Source organism: Pedobacter sp. KBW01, assembly GCF_003852395.1.
Lineage (GTDB): Bacteria > Bacteroidota > Bacteroidia > Sphingobacteriales > Sphingobacteriaceae > Pedobacter.
The window spans coordinates 72,459-89,700 of the sequence record NZ_QAJQ01000002.1; the positions used below are offsets into that span (position 1 = coordinate 72,459).

General features: G+C 38.2%; 16 protein-coding genes. 4 read left to right on the plus strand and 12 right to left on the minus strand.

Annotated features, from left to right (window positions below):
* Nucleotides 1-29: 29 nt before the first annotated feature.
* The 12 genes from nuoE to pckA form a co-directional block, all read right to left on the minus strand.
* Entirely contained in the window at nucleotides 30-545 is a 516-nt protein-coding gene (gene nuoE, locus DBR40_RS01415) for a complex I 24 kDa subunit family protein (protein WP_124558028.1), read from the minus strand.
* Entirely contained in the window at nucleotides 538-1,752 is a 1,215-nt protein-coding gene (locus DBR40_RS01420) for an NADH-quinone oxidoreductase subunit D (protein ID WP_124558029.1), read from the minus strand. Before DBR40_RS01420 ends, nuoE begins: the two co-directional genes overlap by 8 nt.
* 4 nt (nucleotides 1,753-1,756) lie before the next feature.
* Nucleotides 1,757-2,257, minus strand: coding sequence for an NADH-quinone oxidoreductase subunit C (locus tag DBR40_RS01425; RefSeq protein WP_039472972.1), 501 nt, complete (start codon nucleotides 2,255-2,257; stop codon nucleotides 1,757-1,759).
* The gene (locus DBR40_RS01430; RefSeq protein ID WP_039472971.1) at nucleotides 2,257-2,799 is read right to left on the minus strand and encodes an NADH-quinone oxidoreductase subunit B; all 543 of its coding nucleotides are present in this window, start codon (nucleotides 2,797-2,799) and stop codon (nucleotides 2,257-2,259) included. The genes DBR40_RS01425 and DBR40_RS01430 overlap by 1 nt, the downstream gene beginning before the upstream one ends.
* Nucleotides 2,800-3,029: 230 nt before the next feature.
* A complete protein-coding gene (locus DBR40_RS01435) occupies nucleotides 3,030-3,401 on the minus strand; it encodes an NADH-quinone oxidoreductase subunit A (RefSeq protein WP_113949920.1) in 372 nt (123 codons plus the stop codon).
* Nucleotides 3,402-3,483: 82 nt separating this feature from the next.
* Nucleotides 3,484-5,202: a tetratricopeptide repeat protein gene (locus DBR40_RS01440; protein WP_124558030.1), complete on the minus strand. Its 1,719-nt coding sequence runs from the start codon at nucleotides 5,200-5,202 to the stop codon at nucleotides 3,484-3,486.
* A gap of 76 nt (nucleotides 5,203-5,278) precedes the next feature.
* Nucleotides 5,279-6,181: a PstS family phosphate ABC transporter substrate-binding protein gene (locus DBR40_RS01445; protein ID WP_124558031.1), complete on the minus strand. Its 903-nt coding sequence runs from the start codon at nucleotides 6,179-6,181 to the stop codon at nucleotides 5,279-5,281.
* A 241-nt stretch (nucleotides 6,182-6,422) separates the two neighbouring features.
* Nucleotides 6,423-7,241: an energy transducer TonB gene (locus DBR40_RS01455; RefSeq protein ID WP_124558033.1), complete on the minus strand. Its 819-nt coding sequence runs from the start codon at nucleotides 7,239-7,241 to the stop codon at nucleotides 6,423-6,425.
* An 18-nt stretch (nucleotides 7,242-7,259) separates the two neighbouring features.
* Nucleotides 7,260-7,766, minus strand: a complete 507-nt coding sequence (locus tag DBR40_RS01460; RefSeq protein WP_124558034.1) for an ExbD/TolR family protein — start codon at nucleotides 7,764-7,766, stop codon at nucleotides 7,260-7,262.
* 3 nt (nucleotides 7,767-7,769) lie between these two features.
* Nucleotides 7,770-8,384, minus strand: coding sequence for a biopolymer transporter ExbD (locus DBR40_RS01465; RefSeq protein ID WP_124558035.1), 615 nt, complete (start codon nucleotides 8,382-8,384; stop codon nucleotides 7,770-7,772).
* Nucleotides 8,385-8,461: 77 nt separating this feature from the next.
* Nucleotides 8,462-9,292 (minus strand): MotA/TolQ/ExbB proton channel family protein, encoded by an 831-nt coding sequence (locus DBR40_RS01470; protein WP_124558036.1) that lies wholly within the window; start codon nucleotides 9,290-9,292, stop codon nucleotides 8,462-8,464.
* 298 nt (nucleotides 9,293-9,590) lie between these two features.
* Nucleotides 9,591-11,186, minus strand: a complete 1,596-nt coding sequence (gene pckA / locus DBR40_RS01475; RefSeq protein ID WP_124558037.1) for a phosphoenolpyruvate carboxykinase (ATP) — start codon at nucleotides 11,184-11,186, stop codon at nucleotides 9,591-9,593.
* Nucleotides 11,187-11,929: 743 nt separating this feature from the next.
* On the opposite strand from pckA, the gene thrA reads away from it, so the two are divergent.
* The 4 genes from thrA to thrC all read left to right on the plus strand — a co-directional run bounded on the left by thrA (nucleotide 11,930) and on the right by thrC (nucleotide 17,194).
* On the plus strand, nucleotides 11,930-14,383 hold the full coding sequence (gene thrA, locus DBR40_RS01480; RefSeq protein ID WP_124558038.1) for a bifunctional aspartate kinase/homoserine dehydrogenase I: 2,454 nt from the start codon (nucleotides 11,930-11,932) through the stop codon (nucleotides 14,381-14,383).
* A gap of 4 nt (nucleotides 14,384-14,387) precedes the next feature.
* The gene (locus tag DBR40_RS01485; protein WP_124558039.1) at nucleotides 14,388-14,840 is read left to right on the plus strand and encodes a DinB family protein; all 453 of its coding nucleotides are present in this window, start codon (nucleotides 14,388-14,390) and stop codon (nucleotides 14,838-14,840) included.
* 22 nt (nucleotides 14,841-14,862) lie between these two features.
* Nucleotides 14,863-15,798, plus strand: coding sequence for a homoserine kinase (locus DBR40_RS01490; RefSeq protein ID WP_124558040.1), 936 nt, complete (start codon nucleotides 14,863-14,865; stop codon nucleotides 15,796-15,798).
* An 88-nt stretch (nucleotides 15,799-15,886) separates the two neighbouring features.
* The gene (gene thrC, locus DBR40_RS01495; RefSeq protein WP_124558041.1) at nucleotides 15,887-17,194 is read left to right on the plus strand and encodes a threonine synthase; all 1,308 of its coding nucleotides are present in this window, start codon (nucleotides 15,887-15,889) and stop codon (nucleotides 17,192-17,194) included.
* Nucleotides 17,195-17,242: the final 48 nt, after the last annotated feature.

The following is a 17,242-nucleotide window of genomic DNA, read 5'->3' on the forward strand; positions in this document are numbered from 1 at the left end:
AAATTGACTCCCGACTTAAGACTTGCGACTTAGGACTTATTTTTCAAATCTTCAATCAGTTTATCTACACTTTCGGTAGTTAGGTTTTCGTAGAAAGTATATTCCGGGCTAATTTGTAACACCGGACCGAAACCGCAGGCTGCCAAACATTCAACTCCTCTAAAGCTGAAAAGGCCATCGGCGGTTACTTCTCCTTCTTTTACGCCTAACTTATCTTCTAAGTGGCTTAATATTTTTTCTGCACCTACCAGGCAGCAAGGTCCTGTACGGCAAACCTCCAAAGCGTATTTACCTTGTGGTTTTAAAAAGTACATGGTATAAAATGTTGCTACCTCGTACACTTCAATTGGCTGAATATTTAAATACGCAGCAACTTGATCCATCGCCGACGTTGGAACCCAAAGAAATTCGGCCTGCACCAGGTGTAATAATGGTAGCAAAGCTGATTTTTGTTTTCCTTCCGGATAACGGCTTTTTATTTCATCAAATTTGGCCAGCAATTCTGATGAAAACGTTACAGGTGTTTGTTCTTCTACTTTAAGCATCTAATTCTCCTGCAATAATGTTCATACTACTCATGTTGATGATGGCATCAGACAATAACATGCCCTCGCTCATTGGCGCAAACATCTGGTAATTTATAAAACTTGGTCTGCGGAAGTGTAAACGGTACGGGGTACGTCCTCCATCATTGATCAGATAGAAACCTAATTCGCCGTTACCACCTTCTACAGCATGATAAACCTCTGCTTTTGGTGCATCAATTTCGCCCATCACAATTTTAAAGTGATAGATTAATGCTTCCATATTGTTGTATACTTCTTGTTTTGGAGGAAGATAGAAATCAGGAACATCAGCATGGAAAATACCTTTTTCTTCTGATTTCAATTTTTCTAAAGCCTGCTCAATAATGCGCACACTTTGCCACATTTCTTCGTTACGAACCAAATACCTGTCGTAAATATCGCCACTTGTACCTACCGGAACTTCGAAATCGAAATCCTGATAAGAAGAATATGGATCGCTTACACGAACATCATAATCTACACCAGTAGCACGTAAAAGCGGTCCAGTCCAGCTATACTCCAATGCAGTTTCTTTGGTTACCTCTGCAACACCGGCAGTCCTATCAATAAAGATGCGGTTACGGGTTAACAGATTTTCGAACTCTCTTAAAGCTACGGGAAACTCCTTTAAAAACTTATTGATTTTGGCAAAGGCGATATCATTGAAATCTCTTTCAAAACCACCAATACGGCCAATGTTTGTTGTTAAACGCGCTCCGCAAACCTCTTCAAAAATTTCGTAAATGTGCTCACGGAACTGGAAAAGATAAAGGAAAGTAGTTGTTGCTCCGGTATCCTGACCAATAATCGTGTTACAGATAATGTGATCGGCAATACGCGAAAGCTCCATTACAATTACGCGCAGGTAATCTACACGTTTTGGCATCTGGATATTCAACAACTTTTCAACCGTCATGTGCCAGCCCATATTGTTAATAGGCGAAGAACAATAGTTTAAACGGTCGGTAAGTGGAGTAATCTGATAAAATGGGCGGTGTTCGGCAATCTTTTCGAAAGCACGGTGAATATACCCAATAGTTGAAACGCCGCTTACAATACGTTCGCCATCTAATTGCAAAACGTTCTGAAAAACGCCGTGGGTTGCAGGGTGTGTTGGACCTAAGTTTAAGGTTACCAGCTCACTTTGCGGGTCGTTATCTGTAAATACCGGATGGTTATGATTCATAAAATTACCTTCCAAAAAATTCGTCTTTTTTATCTACTCTGTTCGGGTCTTCCAATGGATATTGTTTCAACATTGGGTGAACGCCTAAATCGTCCATATTTAAAATACGGCGTAAATCAGGGTGTCCTTCAAACTTAACCCCAAACAAATCATAAGTTTCGCGCTCCATCCAGTTAGCACCTTTCCATACCGTTGTCGCAGTAGGAATGGTTGGATTTTGCTCTGAAATAAAAACTTTAACCCTGATCCTAACTTTCTCCACCATGTTGTGCAAATGGTAAACCACTGCAATGCCATGATCTTTACCCGGATAATGAACCGCTGTAATATCAGTTAAGAAGTTAAATTTTAAATCGTTTTTAAGGAACGACAATACGTTGATGATTACATCTTTTGTTGTTGCAAAAGTGAGCAAACCATAAGGCTCAGCAACCGCAGTTACTTTTTCGCCAAACTTTTCGCTAAGTTTTGCCAGGATAGTATTATTTAGTGTCGTTTCTTCCATTATTTAATACCGTATTGACCTAAAAGTTCTTTGTAATAATCAGAATTTCTTCTTCTGCCCGATTCGTTTTTAACCAAATCCTGAATGCGCTGAAAACCATCCAAAATGGCTTCTGGTCTTGGCGGACAGCCCGGAACGTAAACATCCACCGGAATCACCTCATCAATACCCTGCAAAACAGAATAGGTATCAAAAATACCACCGCTACTTGCACAGGCACCAACAGCCATTACCCAACGTGGCTCTGCCATCTGGATATATACTTGCTTTAATACCGGAGCCATCTTTTTTGCGATGGTACCCATAACCATTAAAACATCGGCCTGACGGGGAGAAAAACTTAAGCGCTCTGCACCGAAACGACCTAAATCGTAGTGAGAACCCATTGTAGCCATAAATTCGATTCCACAGCACGAAGTTGCGAATGGCAATGGCCATAATGAATTTGAGCGGGCCAAACCAATCACTTTATCTAAAGAGGTGGCAAAATAGCCAGGCCCTTCGGTTCCTGGAGGCGCATCAACTATATTAATTTCACTCATGTTTATAAACAAAAAATGCTCATCCCTTTGCAGAATGAGCAACAAATTTACAATATTTAAAAGGCAATTGAACTAGCTTTACCAGATTTAGAACCTTTCTAAATAACTAAAAAGGAGTTGTACATAGTGTAAGTGATACACGTCTGGTTTGCGGTTGGTAACTTTCAGTTTACAGTTAATAAAATCGTAAGTTATTAACTGCTAATTGTGAATTGAAAACTGTTAACTGATTAGTTCCAGTCTAATACTTTTTTCTTGATCACATAAATAAACCCAAGCAATAAAGTGCCCATAAAAATGAACATCTCTATCATACCATCCATTTTTAACGCGCGGAAATTAACAGCCCATGGATACATAAAAATAACCTCTACATCGAACAAAACGAACAGTATAGCTACTACGAAATATTTAATAGAGAAAGGCTGACGTGCGTTACCCACACTTTTAATACCCGCTTCGAAGGTTTCTAATTTATCGGCTGTTTTACGTTTTGGGCCTAATAAATGGGTAGCAACCAGGGTGGTTACCACAAAACCTAAAGCAACAATTACTTGAAATATAATTGGTAAAAAATCTATAGAGGAACTTTGCGCTTGCATAATTTTTATTTTGTGATGCAAAAGTAAAAGAAAAAGGCAGAGTAACCAAACTCTGCCTTTTCTAAATTATTTAACTTTAAAATTATTTGCCTTTTGGCTTAGCTGCTGCACCAGTCAACTCTTTTAATTTAGTTGTTGCATAACTATCAGTAGGATCTAAAGCAAGACATTTATTTAAGTAATCAATTGCTTTAGCTTTGTCTTTATCAGCATACCAAGAACCTAGCAATCTGTAAGACTCAACCAAATTGTTTTTAGCAGCGGCTTGTTCTTCAGGTTTTACTGAAACAATATACTTTTCGTAAAATGGAATCATTAAACCTTTAGGAGATCCACTGTTCTGAATTTGATCAATGTAATCATTAATTCGTGCTCTAAAAAGATACGACTGTGCTAAATCTGGATATACTTGAGACAAATGACTAAGTGCAGAATCACCTTTGATTAAACCTTGCAAGTTCATTGGTTTCTTATCACGCTTTAAAGTATAAGATTCCATAAATCTATTTATTCCTATATACAAATAGTTATATAAAGATCCCTTACCGTTTGGATTATATTTCGAGGCTAATTCATAAACATCTGCTGATTTAGCAAACTTCTTAGCATCGTATAAACTTTTAGCTGCCTCTGCTAAAGCATCAGCATTTGTAGAATCTTTTTTAGCTGCTTCAATAATATTAAGTACAGCTAAACTATCTTGACCTGACTTTAACTGTGCTTTACCTAAATAAAGATAATCGTTACCTAAAATTTTTGATTTATCTTTTTCTTTGGCAAAAAACTCTGTTAAGCTTGTTAAAGCCTGAGGATAGTTACCATTTTCATAGGCAGCCCAACCTTTCATCCTAGATACTACTGTACTTTTAGGATCATTTGCAGGTACTTGTAATGAAGTAGCTACTTGCTCTAACGTTTTGTAGTCTTTAGCATAAAACAAGAACTGCGCGTAACGCAACTGAGATTCTAAAGATTTATCAGTTAAATCAAGATATTTTTTGTAGTTCTCAATACCTTTAGCTGCTTTTTCCTTATCAACGCCAAAGCTACTCCACTGTAAGTATAACTCACCTAACTCGCGGTAAGCCGGACCATAATTTGCGTCAGCAGCAATTACGTCTTGTAATTCTTTTTCACCTTCAGGAAACGCTCTTGACTCTTTGTACATTTTACCAATCTGCGTTTTAGCCCTTCTATTAGTGGGATCAATATCGTTTACACGAAAATATGGGCCTAAAGCTTCAGAGTTTTTCTTTTGTAGAGCATAGGCATCACCTTGTGCTAAAAATACTTCAGCATCTTTATCTTTCGAATCTAACTCATCTGCTTTGGTAATGTTAGCCAATGCATTGGTAAAATCAGGTTTAGATACATCGTCACTTGGTTTATCCTGCGCTAAATAGGCCTTTCCGATATACAAATAAGTTTTGTAATCTTTCGGAGATAAAGCTACTGCTTTATCAAAATTAGTTTTAGCAGAAGTTGGATCATTAGATAACATATCAGCTTCACCTAAACCAATTAAGTTTAAATTGTTTTTAGGATCGGCAGTAATGCCTTTGGTAAATACAGCTCTTGCAGAGTCGATATAACCAGTTTTTAGATAAACCAAACCCAGATTGTAATAATTTTCACCATCTGATGCTTTTGAGCTCACCAATGACTTAAGCATTGATGATGCTTTTTGATACTGTTCCGCGTCAATGGCTTTTTTCGCGTCATTTAAATTTTGAGCAAAAACTGCAGAACCCATCAACACCAAACCTACATTTAAGGTTATTGCTTTCTTTAAAATTTTCATCGGATATTCTGTTTTTTTTAATAAAAATGAAGTATCTGGTTTAGATTACTTCGTGGTTCAATTTATAATTTTTAATTTAATTTCCTTTTATCAGGTTAATTTCTCTTGGCATTAGTTTATGTGGGCCAAGTCCGGATTTAAGTACAATCAACTGTCCTCTTTGGCTTCTTAACCATGTTGCAAATCCTGTGCCTAAACCATTTCTACCCTCACAATCAATGATATTTATATTTCTTAAAAAAGGATAAACACCATTGATTAAATTATCCTGGGTTGGTTTATAAAACTTATCGTCGCCAATTTTCCCTTTTAGGTTTTTCACGCCTAAAACCTTTACTTGCGAAAGGTATTCACTCGCTTCTGTATTTCGATCCGTAACCCAATTCACGCCCAAAATACCAATAAATTTCTTATCTTCTGCAATAAGTTTAATTACTTCTTTACTTGAATTTTTAGAATAAACTCCTGTAGCCGGAAACTGGCTGATTTTGGCCAGCTCTTTAAAATATTGAAAGGTACTTGAATAAGCGTTATCAAAAACCAATTTCTTATCTGAATTCTTCCCCTGTAGTATATCAATTACATCTTTAACGTTAATTGTACTGTCGATATTGCCTTGATTTGTAATTAATGCAATACCATCCACTGCAAACCGTGAAGTGTTAATTTTGATATTCCGCTGGTTATAATATTTCTCCTCTGCTTTGGTTAATAATCTTGGCAGAACAATTACCCTTACACTATCATTCAGGAATGCTGGCAAAAGTTTCTCTTCTGGTTTAACTACAGTCACGATTTTTGCCTGTGGATAATCCAGACTAAAAATATCAATCTGATCTTGCACAATCGGGCCAACACTTTCATCAACCAGCATTTTAAGTGTACCGCTTGTACGGGTTTCCTTAACTGCTTCGGTTTTACCCTTACGCTTGCAAGATACCAGTGCAAGTACCAATAATATAAAAAGGAAGTTTCTCATTAATGATTTAGTCGCGCCTACCAAGGCTTAATAATCTTACAAAAGCATAAATAATCAAAAAGATACCAATTGCAATCCTACCCCAGGTTGGAATAGTATTTAAACGAAGTGCAATTGGTTCATAAAAGATAAATGCAATGCCTAAAATCAGGTAAAAAACAAACATGATTAGGCCTAAAATGAGCAAAAACCGCTGTTTAGGCGATTTTTGCTTAAAAATATCAAAATTTAACATTTACTACTAGTTCAATGTAAAGTTAACGTTGATGTTGTATTTTACCCTTACCGGCTTACCATTTTGGATACCTGGGTTCCAACGTGGACTAGCTTTCAATACACGGATGGCTTCTTCGTCAGTTCCGCTACCCAAACCGCGGGTAACCTGAATATCTGTTAATTTACCATCTTTCTCAACAACGAAAGATAAGAATACTTTACCTTGTACGTTGTTTTCTTGTGCCATTGGCGGGTATTTAATTGCTCCACTCAAATATTTATAGAATTTCGCAATACCTCCCGGATATTCTGGTTGTTTCTCGATACTAACAAAGTCATAAACTTTATTATCATCAACTGCAACAGCAGCTTCTCTTTTCGGTCCTTCACCTACTGGTTCAGCGATAACGATATCAGCGGTAGGATCACCTTTAATATCTCTCTGACCCGGATCAGCTTCTTTCAACTTTTCAACCGTAGGTGGTTCATCACGAACCTCAATATCCGGTTTTACAATTGGAGGTGGCATTTTCACCTGATCTACCTTCGGTGGCGGTGGCTCTACCGGTGGTGGAGGTGGTGTTTTTGGATCCACTGGTGGTGGTGGCGCTAAAATTACTTCTTGTGCTTTTAACTGCTCGTCCTGGTGATCCATAGAACCTTTAATAAGGCTATAGATTTTAGGTGAGAAAAATAACACTAGAAATATTACAGAGCCTATAAATAAAGCTTTTGTGGTGTTAGCACCATTGGTTTTACGCAATTGGTATGCACCATAGTTTTTGTTTTTATCCGCAAAAACCACCTCAAGCCATTCTTTTCTGAATATATCTAACTTCGACATAACTACTGGTTTTATTGATTATAAAATTCCTTGATCTCTCATGGCTTGCTTCTCATTGTCAAGAATGTTATCGTCATCGATTTGACGGACCTTAACTTTAAGAATTTCCAATTCGTCCATGATATCAACAAAGTTCTTGAAAGTAGAACCTGCTGTTGGTTTTACCAATACAACAAAGTCGCCTGCAACTCCTGATGCATCAGCAGTTTTTCTATTTTTTATAATAGCATCGCCTACTTGATCTACAGATTCAATTGTTGGTGCGCTTTCTCCAGCTACTCCCATGTACCAGGCTACTTTATCTTTTTTACCCAATAAAATAGTCATGGTTTTACTTGCTTTCAGTTCTAATCTGTTTTCAGGTAACTTCTCGTTCTTATCTGGTTTTGCAATATCCATTGCTTGTGGCGTAGATATTGAAGTAGTTAAGATAAAGAATGTTACCAAAAGAAACATTAGATCCACCATCGGAGTCATATCAACCCTTGGTGTGGCTTTCTTCCCGCCTGTATTTAATTCTGCCATTTCTTATTTCTTTTTAGCTTCAGAGTTAGTAACCAATAAAAATTTGTTTACTCCTTGCTTCTGAAGCACGTCAACTACCTTTTTAACCACCGGATATTCTTCTTTAGCATCACCTTTGATACTTAGACGCATATCCGCATTATTGATTTCTTTAGTTGCTTTACGCGCATTTAGAACCCATGAATTTAACTGATTATCGGTAGAATCTGTAGGGATACCAGTTTGTACTCCTGGTTTCATACGATCAGAACCGCCCATTGCGATAAATCCTTTTAAGCTGGCAAATGGCACACCGAAAGTTGAGATTACTGAGAAACGTTGAATTTCTTCAGGTGTAAACTTTACGCTGTACTGTTCGCCCATTAGTTCTAATGTTCTTGCTCTTACTTTATTACCTGCTACTTCGAAGAATACCTTACCTTGTCCGATTGTTAAAATCGCATTGTTTTCAGCCGGCACTTTAAACTCATACGTAGATGAGGGAGTAGAAACGGCTAATGGTTCTGGTTGCCTTGCTGTAGCAGTTAAGATGAAGAAAGTAAGTAACAATGATGCCACATCACACATGGCAGTCATATCTGTTACTGTACTTGTTCTTTTAACTTTAATTCTAGGCATAATATTTTACTAGTTTTTAATAATGATGATCTTTTTTCCGGTTTTCCATAAAGCCGGTAAAAATTTTTTCAAAATTCTTATTTATGCGAACTAGCGTATGTTTGAACGATGCTGAAACCAGCTTCATCGATTGCGTAAGTTAACTTATCAATTTTAGAAGTTAATACGTTGTACATGATAATTGCTACAGTAGATACCAAGATACCTGTTGCAGTGTTGATAAGTGCCTCAGAGATACCTACCGCTAATGCTGACTGATCTGGAGCACCAGAGTTTGCTAAACCGGCGAATGCACGGATCATACCTGTTACAGTACCCAATAAACCTACTAACGTACCAATTGATACCAAAGTTGCAATTACAGTTAAGTTTTGCTCTAACATTGGCATTTCTAAAGCTGTAGCTTCTTCAACATCTTTTTGGATAGCAACGATTGATTGCTCAACATCCATGTTGGTATCAGCTTCAACTTCACTATATTTTTTCAAACCAGATTTGATTACGTTAGCAACCGATCCTTGTTGTTTATCACACTCTGCTTTTGCAGCTTCGATGTTTCCTGCGCTTAATAAGCCTTGTACTTTGCGGATGAAATTATCTAAGCTTGTTTTTCCACTTGCTTTACCAATAACGATTAGACGCTCGATTGAGAATACAATTACTACCAATAGTAATCCAACTAAGATCGCTACGATAGGACCTCCTTTGTATGCTGTTCCAAGGTAGTTTCCAGGTAGAGGTAATTTCTCTCTGTCACCATCAATAAAGTTAGTTCCTTCTCCGAACACGAATCTCCAAACGCAGAATCCAATTACGATACAGATTGGAATAACGAATGTTGCAAATACATTTGAAGCACTAGAAGAGCTCTCTTTTTTAACAGTTGTTGGTTTTGGTGCGTTTGCCATTTTTTTTTGAATTTTAGTTTTAGTTCTTGTTTTTAATTTTTAGCTATTATTTCTTTTGTAATACACACAACGTGTCTTATCTGATTTTGTTGCGAAAAACAAATTTATAAATTGATTTTAAATTACAAATTAATAAATCAATAAACAATCAAATCGTTACTTAACATTTAGTTTACGGTAACTCAGTTGGGCATATAACAAAAAAATTGCCTCAGCCGGAGGCAATTCTTTCACAATAAAAACTAAAAAAAAATCGAATTGCAAATTTTTTGCTCAAAAAATGCATTTTAAAGCACATTTAACATAATTTTAACGCTTCGTCGTGCCTTTTTGCTACTTTGGGCACTTCAAACTGCTTAAAATTTTCGGTAAATGCATTGGCCAGCTCAAAGGCCTTTAAAAAGTATTCTTCCTGGTCGTCCCACGTTTTAGACGGATCTAAAATTTCGTTTGGCACCCCCGGACAACTTAGCGGCATCATCAATTTAAATACGTGATGCTGCTTATATTTATTATGGTCTAAATCTCCGTTTAAGGCCGCTGTAATCATTGCGCGTGTATAGCTTAATTTCATTCTTTTACCAATTCCATAAGCGCCGCCAGTCCACCCTGTATTTACCAGCCATACATTTACCTGGTGTTTTTCCATCTTTTCGCCTAATAACGCTGCATATCTGGAAGGATGCAGTGGTAGGAAGGCCTTGCCAAAACAGGCAGAGAATGTTAACTGAGGCTCAGTCACCCCGGTTTCGGTACCCGCAACTTTAGCTGTGTACCCACTCATAAAGTGGAACATGGCCTGTTCTACATTTAATTTAGAGATTGGAGGCAATACCCCAAATGCATCAGCCGTTAAAAAGAAAATATTTTTAGGTACTTCAGCTATTGATGGCAATATTGCATTATCAATGTAATTAATTGGATAAGCTACTCGGGTATTTTCAGTTTTATTGATATTGGTGTAATCTACATCCTTTGTTCCCGGAAAAAAGTTGGTATTTTCTAATAATGCCCCTGTTCTTATAGCATTATATATCTGAGGTTCTTTCTCTTGCGTTAAATCTACACATTTAGCATAACAGCCGCCTTCGAAATTAAATACAGAACTGGCACCCCATCCATGTTCGTCATCACCAATTAAACCTCTTTCTGGATCGGCAGAAAGTGTTGTTTTACCAGTACCCGATAAACCAAAGAATATAGCTGTATCGCCACCCTTGCCTACATTGGCAGAACAGTGCATAGAAAGTGTATTCTTATATACAGGCAGGATAAAATTCAGTACAGAGAAAATACCTTTTTTAATTTCACCGGTATAACCTGTACCGCCAATCAGGATCATTTTCTTCGTAAAATTAAGAATAGAGAAATTTTCCTGACGTGTACCATCAATTGAAGGATCGGCCTGAAAACCTGGCGCAGCAATAATGGTCCACTCGGGTGTGATTCCCAGCTGATGTGCTTCAGGGCGGATAAATAAATGATGAGCAAAAAGATTCTGATAGGCTGTTTCGGTAATAACCCGGATAGAAATATCATAATCTGGATTGGCGCATGCCGAAGAATCGCGAACATAGATGGTTTTATCAGCCAGATAAGCCGTTAGCTTATAAAATAACTGATCGAACTTCTCCGGGCTGATTTTAATGTTTACATCTCCCCACCATACCTGGTCTTCGGTAACGCTGTCGCAAACAATAAACCGGTCTTTAGGAGAACGTCCGGTAAACTTTCCGGTATCAACCGCCAGTGCTCCTGATGAGGCCAGCGTACCTTCCTGATTCAATAATGCATCTTCAATTAATTCCGATGGAGATAATTGGTACTTTACAGCAACGTTGTCGCCTAGATTTAAATAGCTTAAATCTGGCGTTTGCAGTTTCTCTTTGCTCATAACAATAAGTAAGTTAGTACAGCAAAGGTAAATACTTATCTCTCACAAAAACTAGTTTTAATTGCTAATTTTTTACATATTGTAGCAAATACACTATTATGTAAATATTTTATTTACAGATATTTACATCATGTTTTACAAGACAAAAAAAATATTAAAATTACACTAAGTAAAACGTTAAACAACAATTATGCACCTGCTCTTCCAAACCGTTCTTTCGTCAAATCCAAGTGCAATCGCTGGCCAGAAGACCAGCCCCTCTACAAAACATCCGGCTAAAATGTATACTATATTGTACTATCAGAAAGAAGAATTTAAATTGGCCGCATCACCGCAAATGAACAATCGCATATAATTATTATACTAATTTAGTACCGATCTAATTCGTATTCAAAAAATACGGCTATTACATAGACTTAAACGTTTTAATAAAAATTTCGAAATAAAAATTAAAAAACATTTGCATTTTAAAAAAATAATCTTCTACTTTACGGTGTACAAAGTACACCAAGACAAGATGAAATTTAACACTTCAATTATTACAACAATTATTATTACCACCGGTATAAACCAGCGGGGCTAATTTGTTGTAAATTGAAAAAATATAAAACACAGAGAGCGTCCCGACAAAAGTCGGGACGCTTTTTTTTTAAGCTAAAACCATTGAAAACTGTCACAATAAGTCCAAATAATAACTTAGCAAGCTATTGTGCAGGTTTCATTACCATAAAAACCCCATACTAATGAAAGTACTTAAATTCGGCGGCACATCCGTAGGTTCGGCCGAGAACATTAAAACCCTCTTACGCCTTGTTGGCGAAGAAAAACAGAAGAACAGCCCGGTAGTTGTATTATCGGCAATGAGTGGTGTAACCAATTTGCTTACTGATATGGCCGAAATGGCTGAGCGTGGTGAAGATTACGATACTCATTTAAAAGCAATTGAAGCGAAACACTTTGCAGTGATCCGCTCGCTTTTGCCAGCAGCAGCACAAAATCCTGTATTTACTAGGTTAAAAATCTTTTTCAACGAGCTGGAAGACTTATTACAGGCGGTAAGCAACCTAAAAGAACTGAGCTTGCAAACCAAAGATCAGATTTTGAGCTATGGCGAACGCTGCTCCACTTTCATGATCAGCCATATTGCCTCACAAAATTTTGGAGATGCCCTTTATGTAAACGGCGCTGATTTTATTAAAACCGACAGCAATTTCGGCCAAGCGAAAGTAGATACCGAACTAACCGAAATGCTAATCAACAATTTTTACCAGGAAAATAAAAGCAAAGTGCTCTTTGTTACCGGCTTTATTGCCAGCAATGCAGCAGGACGTGTAACTACCCTGGGTCGTGGTGGTTCTGATTATACTGCTGCCGTTTGGGGCGCAGCCTTAAATGCCGAAGAAATAGAAATCTGGACAGATGTAAACGGCATGATGACTGCCGATCCCCGGATGGTGAAAAAAGCTTTCTCTTTACCTGAACTGAGCTACACCGAAGCCATGGAGCTGAGTTATTTTGGTGCCAAAGTAATTTATCCACCAACCATGATCCCGGCATTTATGAAAAAAATCCCGATTGTGATCAAAAACACCTTCGAACCTGATTTTGCCGGAACATATATTAAAAGCGATGTTAAATCATCTAATTTACCAATAAAAGGAATTTCATCTATCGATCACATCAGTATCATCAACCTTAGCGGTAGTGGTATGGTAGGTAAAGCTGGTTTTAGTGGTAGGTTATTCTCTTTGCTATCGCGCGAGCAGATCAATGTAGTTTTGATTACCCAATCTTCTTCGGAGCACAGCATTACTTTTGCCGTTAAACCAACTGACGCTGCACAAGCTATCGCTTTAATCAAAAAAGAATTTGAACTGGAGCTTGATGCCAAAAAGCTCGAACTACCAGAAGTTGAAAACAACCTTGCTGTTTTGGCCATTGTAGGCGAAAATATGAAACATACACCAGGTATGAGCGGGCGTTTATTCAGTGCGCTGGGCCGCAACGGTATTAACGTAAGGGCAATTGCCCAAGGTTCATCAGAATACAATATTTCAGTTATCATCAGTGCAGCTGATTTATCGAAAGCTGTAAATGCGGTACACGATGCTTTCTTTACCGACCTGAAAAGAACATTAAATATTTTTTGTTTGGGAACCGGAAACATTGGTAAAACCTTGTTCAATCAATTAAAAGAGCAAATGCCATTCCTTGCAGCCAATAACGACCTGCAGGTGAAAGTTACCGGAATAAGCAATACACGGAAAATGACATTTAACGCTGATGGTTTATCGCTCGATAACTGGGAATCGGAATTAAATGATAAAGGCGAACAAGCTAATCTGGCCGAATTTGTGGCCAAAATGAAAGCCATGAATTTGCCAAATTGTGTTTTTGTAGATAATACAGCGGCCGAATCGCCAATTGAATTTTACCAGGGTATATTCGAAAGCAGCATATCGGTGGTAACCTGTAACAAAAAAGGTAACTCGGCCGATTTTGCACAATACAAATCGTTTAAAGATACCGCACGTAAATTCGGGGTCGATTTTTACTATGAAACCAACGTAGGGGCCGGTTTACCAATTATCCGTACGTTGAAAGAATTAATGATGAGTGGCGATAAAGTTGCACGTATTGAAGCCATTTTATCGGGAACCATTTCTTACATCTTCAATAACTTTAAAGGCGAAGCAGGTTTTTACGAAACAGTAAAAGAAGCGCAGGAACTTGGCTACACTGAACCCGATCCACGTGATGATTTAAACGGAAAAGATTTTATGCGTAAAATGCTGATCCTGGCACGTGATGCGGGTTATCCTTTAGAAGCCAGCGATGTAAAAATCGACAACATTTTACCAGAAGCTTGTTTAAATGCAACGTCAGTTGAAGATTTCTATTCAGAATTACAGGCCAACGCTGCCTATTTTGAAGATTTGAAAAATAACGCAGCCAAAGATGGTAAGGTTTTACGCTACATCGGTAAACTGGAAAATGGAAATGTAGAAATCAGCCTGCAAATGGTTGATGACAGCCATCCTTTTTATATGCTATCGGGAAGTGACAACATCATTTCTTTCACAACCGATCGTTACAAATCGCGCCCATTAGTGGTAAAAGGCCCTGGTGCAGGAGCAGAAGTTACAGCAGCGGGTGTTTTTGCCGACATTATTAATGTGGGCAGCTTGAGCAATTAGTGTTATGAATTCAGTTTTAGCCATAAAAGATGAGATCCTTCTTCTGGTTAACCAGGCAATGATCGATTTTGAAAACATAACCGAAGCAGCCTGGAATGATAAGCCACAGCCACATAAATGGTCGAAAAAGGAATTATTGGGCCATTTGATTGATAGTGCATCCAATAATATTCGCCGCTTAATTGTTAGCCAATACGAACAGGAGGTTAAAATCATTTATCATCAGGATGAATGGGTAGCCTATCAAAATTATCAGTCTGTAAATATTGCTGAAGTAAAAAGCCTCTGGAAACTTTTGAATTACCAGATTAGCCGGGTTATTGAAAATATTCCCGAAGAAAAACTTCAAAACACCTGCGATACAGGAAAAGGAAAGACCGAGCTGCACAGCCTTTCTTTTTATATTGAAGATTACCTTGTGCATTTAAAATATCATTTAAATCAAATAACTGCTTAACCAAGCGCTAAGCCTATTAATAATGAAAAAAAGTATAAAAGTTTTCGCCCCCGCCACTGTTGCCAATGTAGTTTGTGGTTTCGACGTTTTGGGATTTGCCGTTAATGAACCTGGCGATGAAGTTGAAATGCGCTTAACCGATACGCCAGGCGTAGTGATTAAAAAGATTACCGGCGATGATGGTCGCTTACCTTTAGATGCTGCAAAAAATACGGTTAGCGCAAGCGTACAGCACTATCTGAAACATATAAACCGCTTAGATGTAGGTGTAGAGATTGAATTGCACAAAAAAATGCCCATTGGCAGTGGTTTAGGATCGAGTTCGGCAAGTACAGTAGCTGGTTTATTTGCCATAAACAAATTAATGGGCGATTTGCTAAGCACCAAAGAATTGGTTCCTTTTGCCATGAAAGGCGAAGAACTGGCCTGCGGTTACGGTCATGCCGATAATGTTGCTCCTGCCCTACTAGGTGGATTTGTTTTAGTAAGAAGCTACGAACCACTAGATGTGATTTCTTTGCCAACTCCGGCAGGCATGTATGCAGCTATTGTTTACCCTGAGGTAGATGTGCCGACTAAAGACGCGCGCCAAATGATCCGCAGTAAAGTATCGCTAAAAGACGCCGTTACCCAATGGGGAAATGTAGCCGGATTAGTGAGCGGTTTGTTTATGAATGATTTTGATTTGATTGGAAGAAGCATGAAAGACGTACTGGTAGAGCCAACGCGTTCAATTTTAATCCCCGGTTTTGAAGAAATGAGAGCGCTGGCGATGGAAAATGGCGCCATCGGTTTTGGCATCTCAGGATCAGGCCCATCGGTTTTCGCTTTAACCCGAGATGAAGAAACCGCACGAAAAATAACCAAATCGCAGCAGCAACATCTGCATAAAATAAATATTAACAGCAAAGCTTTTGTTTCTCCCGTTAACGCCGAAGGACCAAAGGTAATTTCTTAAGGCTGGAAGGCTGAGGGCTTAAAGGTGGAGGGCTAAACATCCAAAACCTTCCAACCTTCAACCTTTCAACCCTCCAACCCATTAAAAAATGAAACTATACTCAACCAACAATAAAGATTTACGTGTTTCTTTTAAAGAAGCCGTTTTTAACAGCATGCCACAAGATAAAGGCTTATACATGCCTGTAAAAATTCCACAGCTGGATGCTGCGTTTGTAGAAAATATAGAGCAATACACCTTACCCGAAATTGCTTACCAGGTAGCTTCGGCCCTATTGAAAGATGAAATTCCGGCTGATGACTTAAAAGCATTGATTGAAGATGCCATTAACTTTGAGGCGCCTGCAGTGAAACTAGATGAAAAAACTTTTGTACTCGAGTTGTTCCACGGACCATCTTTGGCTTTTAAAGATTTTGGAGCTCGTTTTATGAGCCGTGTGATGGCATATTTCTTAAAAGACGGAGAACAGCTTTTGGATGTACTGGTAGCTACCTCTGGTGATACCGGCGGCGCGGTAGCCCTTGGCTTTTTAGGTGTACCGAATACACGTGTTACCATTTTATATCCTGAAGGCAAGGTTAGCCCGATACAAGAGTTACAATTAACCACCAATGGGCAAAATATACGTGCTATCGAGGTAAAAGGAACTTTTGATGATTGCCAGGCCCTGGTTAAACAAGCTTTTGCAGATGCTGATCTGAATAATAAATTTCGCTTAACTTCAGCTAACTCGATCAATATTTCGAGGTTAATTCCGCAAACGTTTTATTACTTCAACACTTATGCTCAGTTAAAAAAACAAGGACATAGCGACGTAATTTTCTCAGTACCTAGCGGAAACTTCGGTAATATTGGTGCTGGTTTACTGGCTTACAAACTTGGCTTACCTGTAAAACAGTTTATTGCAGCAACGAATGTGAATGATACTGTTCCACGCTTTTTAGCGACTGGCAATTATGAGACTAAACCTTCTACACAAACCTATTCGAACGCGATGGATGTTGGTGCGCCTAGTAATTGGGTTAGGATTATGGACTTGTTTAACCAGGATGTAGATGCTTTGAAGAAAGTGGTTACAGCTTATCGTTTTACTGATCAAGAGACACTTACAGGAATTAAAGCGATTGATAATAAATTTAATTATGTAGCCTGTCCGCATACGGCAATCGCTTATTTAGCAATAGAAAAATACAGAAACGAAAATCCGGCAGATGAAAGCGCGGCAGTATTTTTATCTACAGCGCATGCCTGCAAGTTTCCAGACATCTTCCCGGATGAGATTGCCTCAAAAATCGAAATTCCAGAGCAGGTTACCGATTTAGAAAGCAAGCCTAAACAGGCTGATCAGTTAGGAGTAGATTTTGAAGGGTTTAAGGCTTATTTGCTGAAAGGATAAAGTTATTATAATAATGAGCATATAAAGGGATTCGGGCTTTAGGCCTGA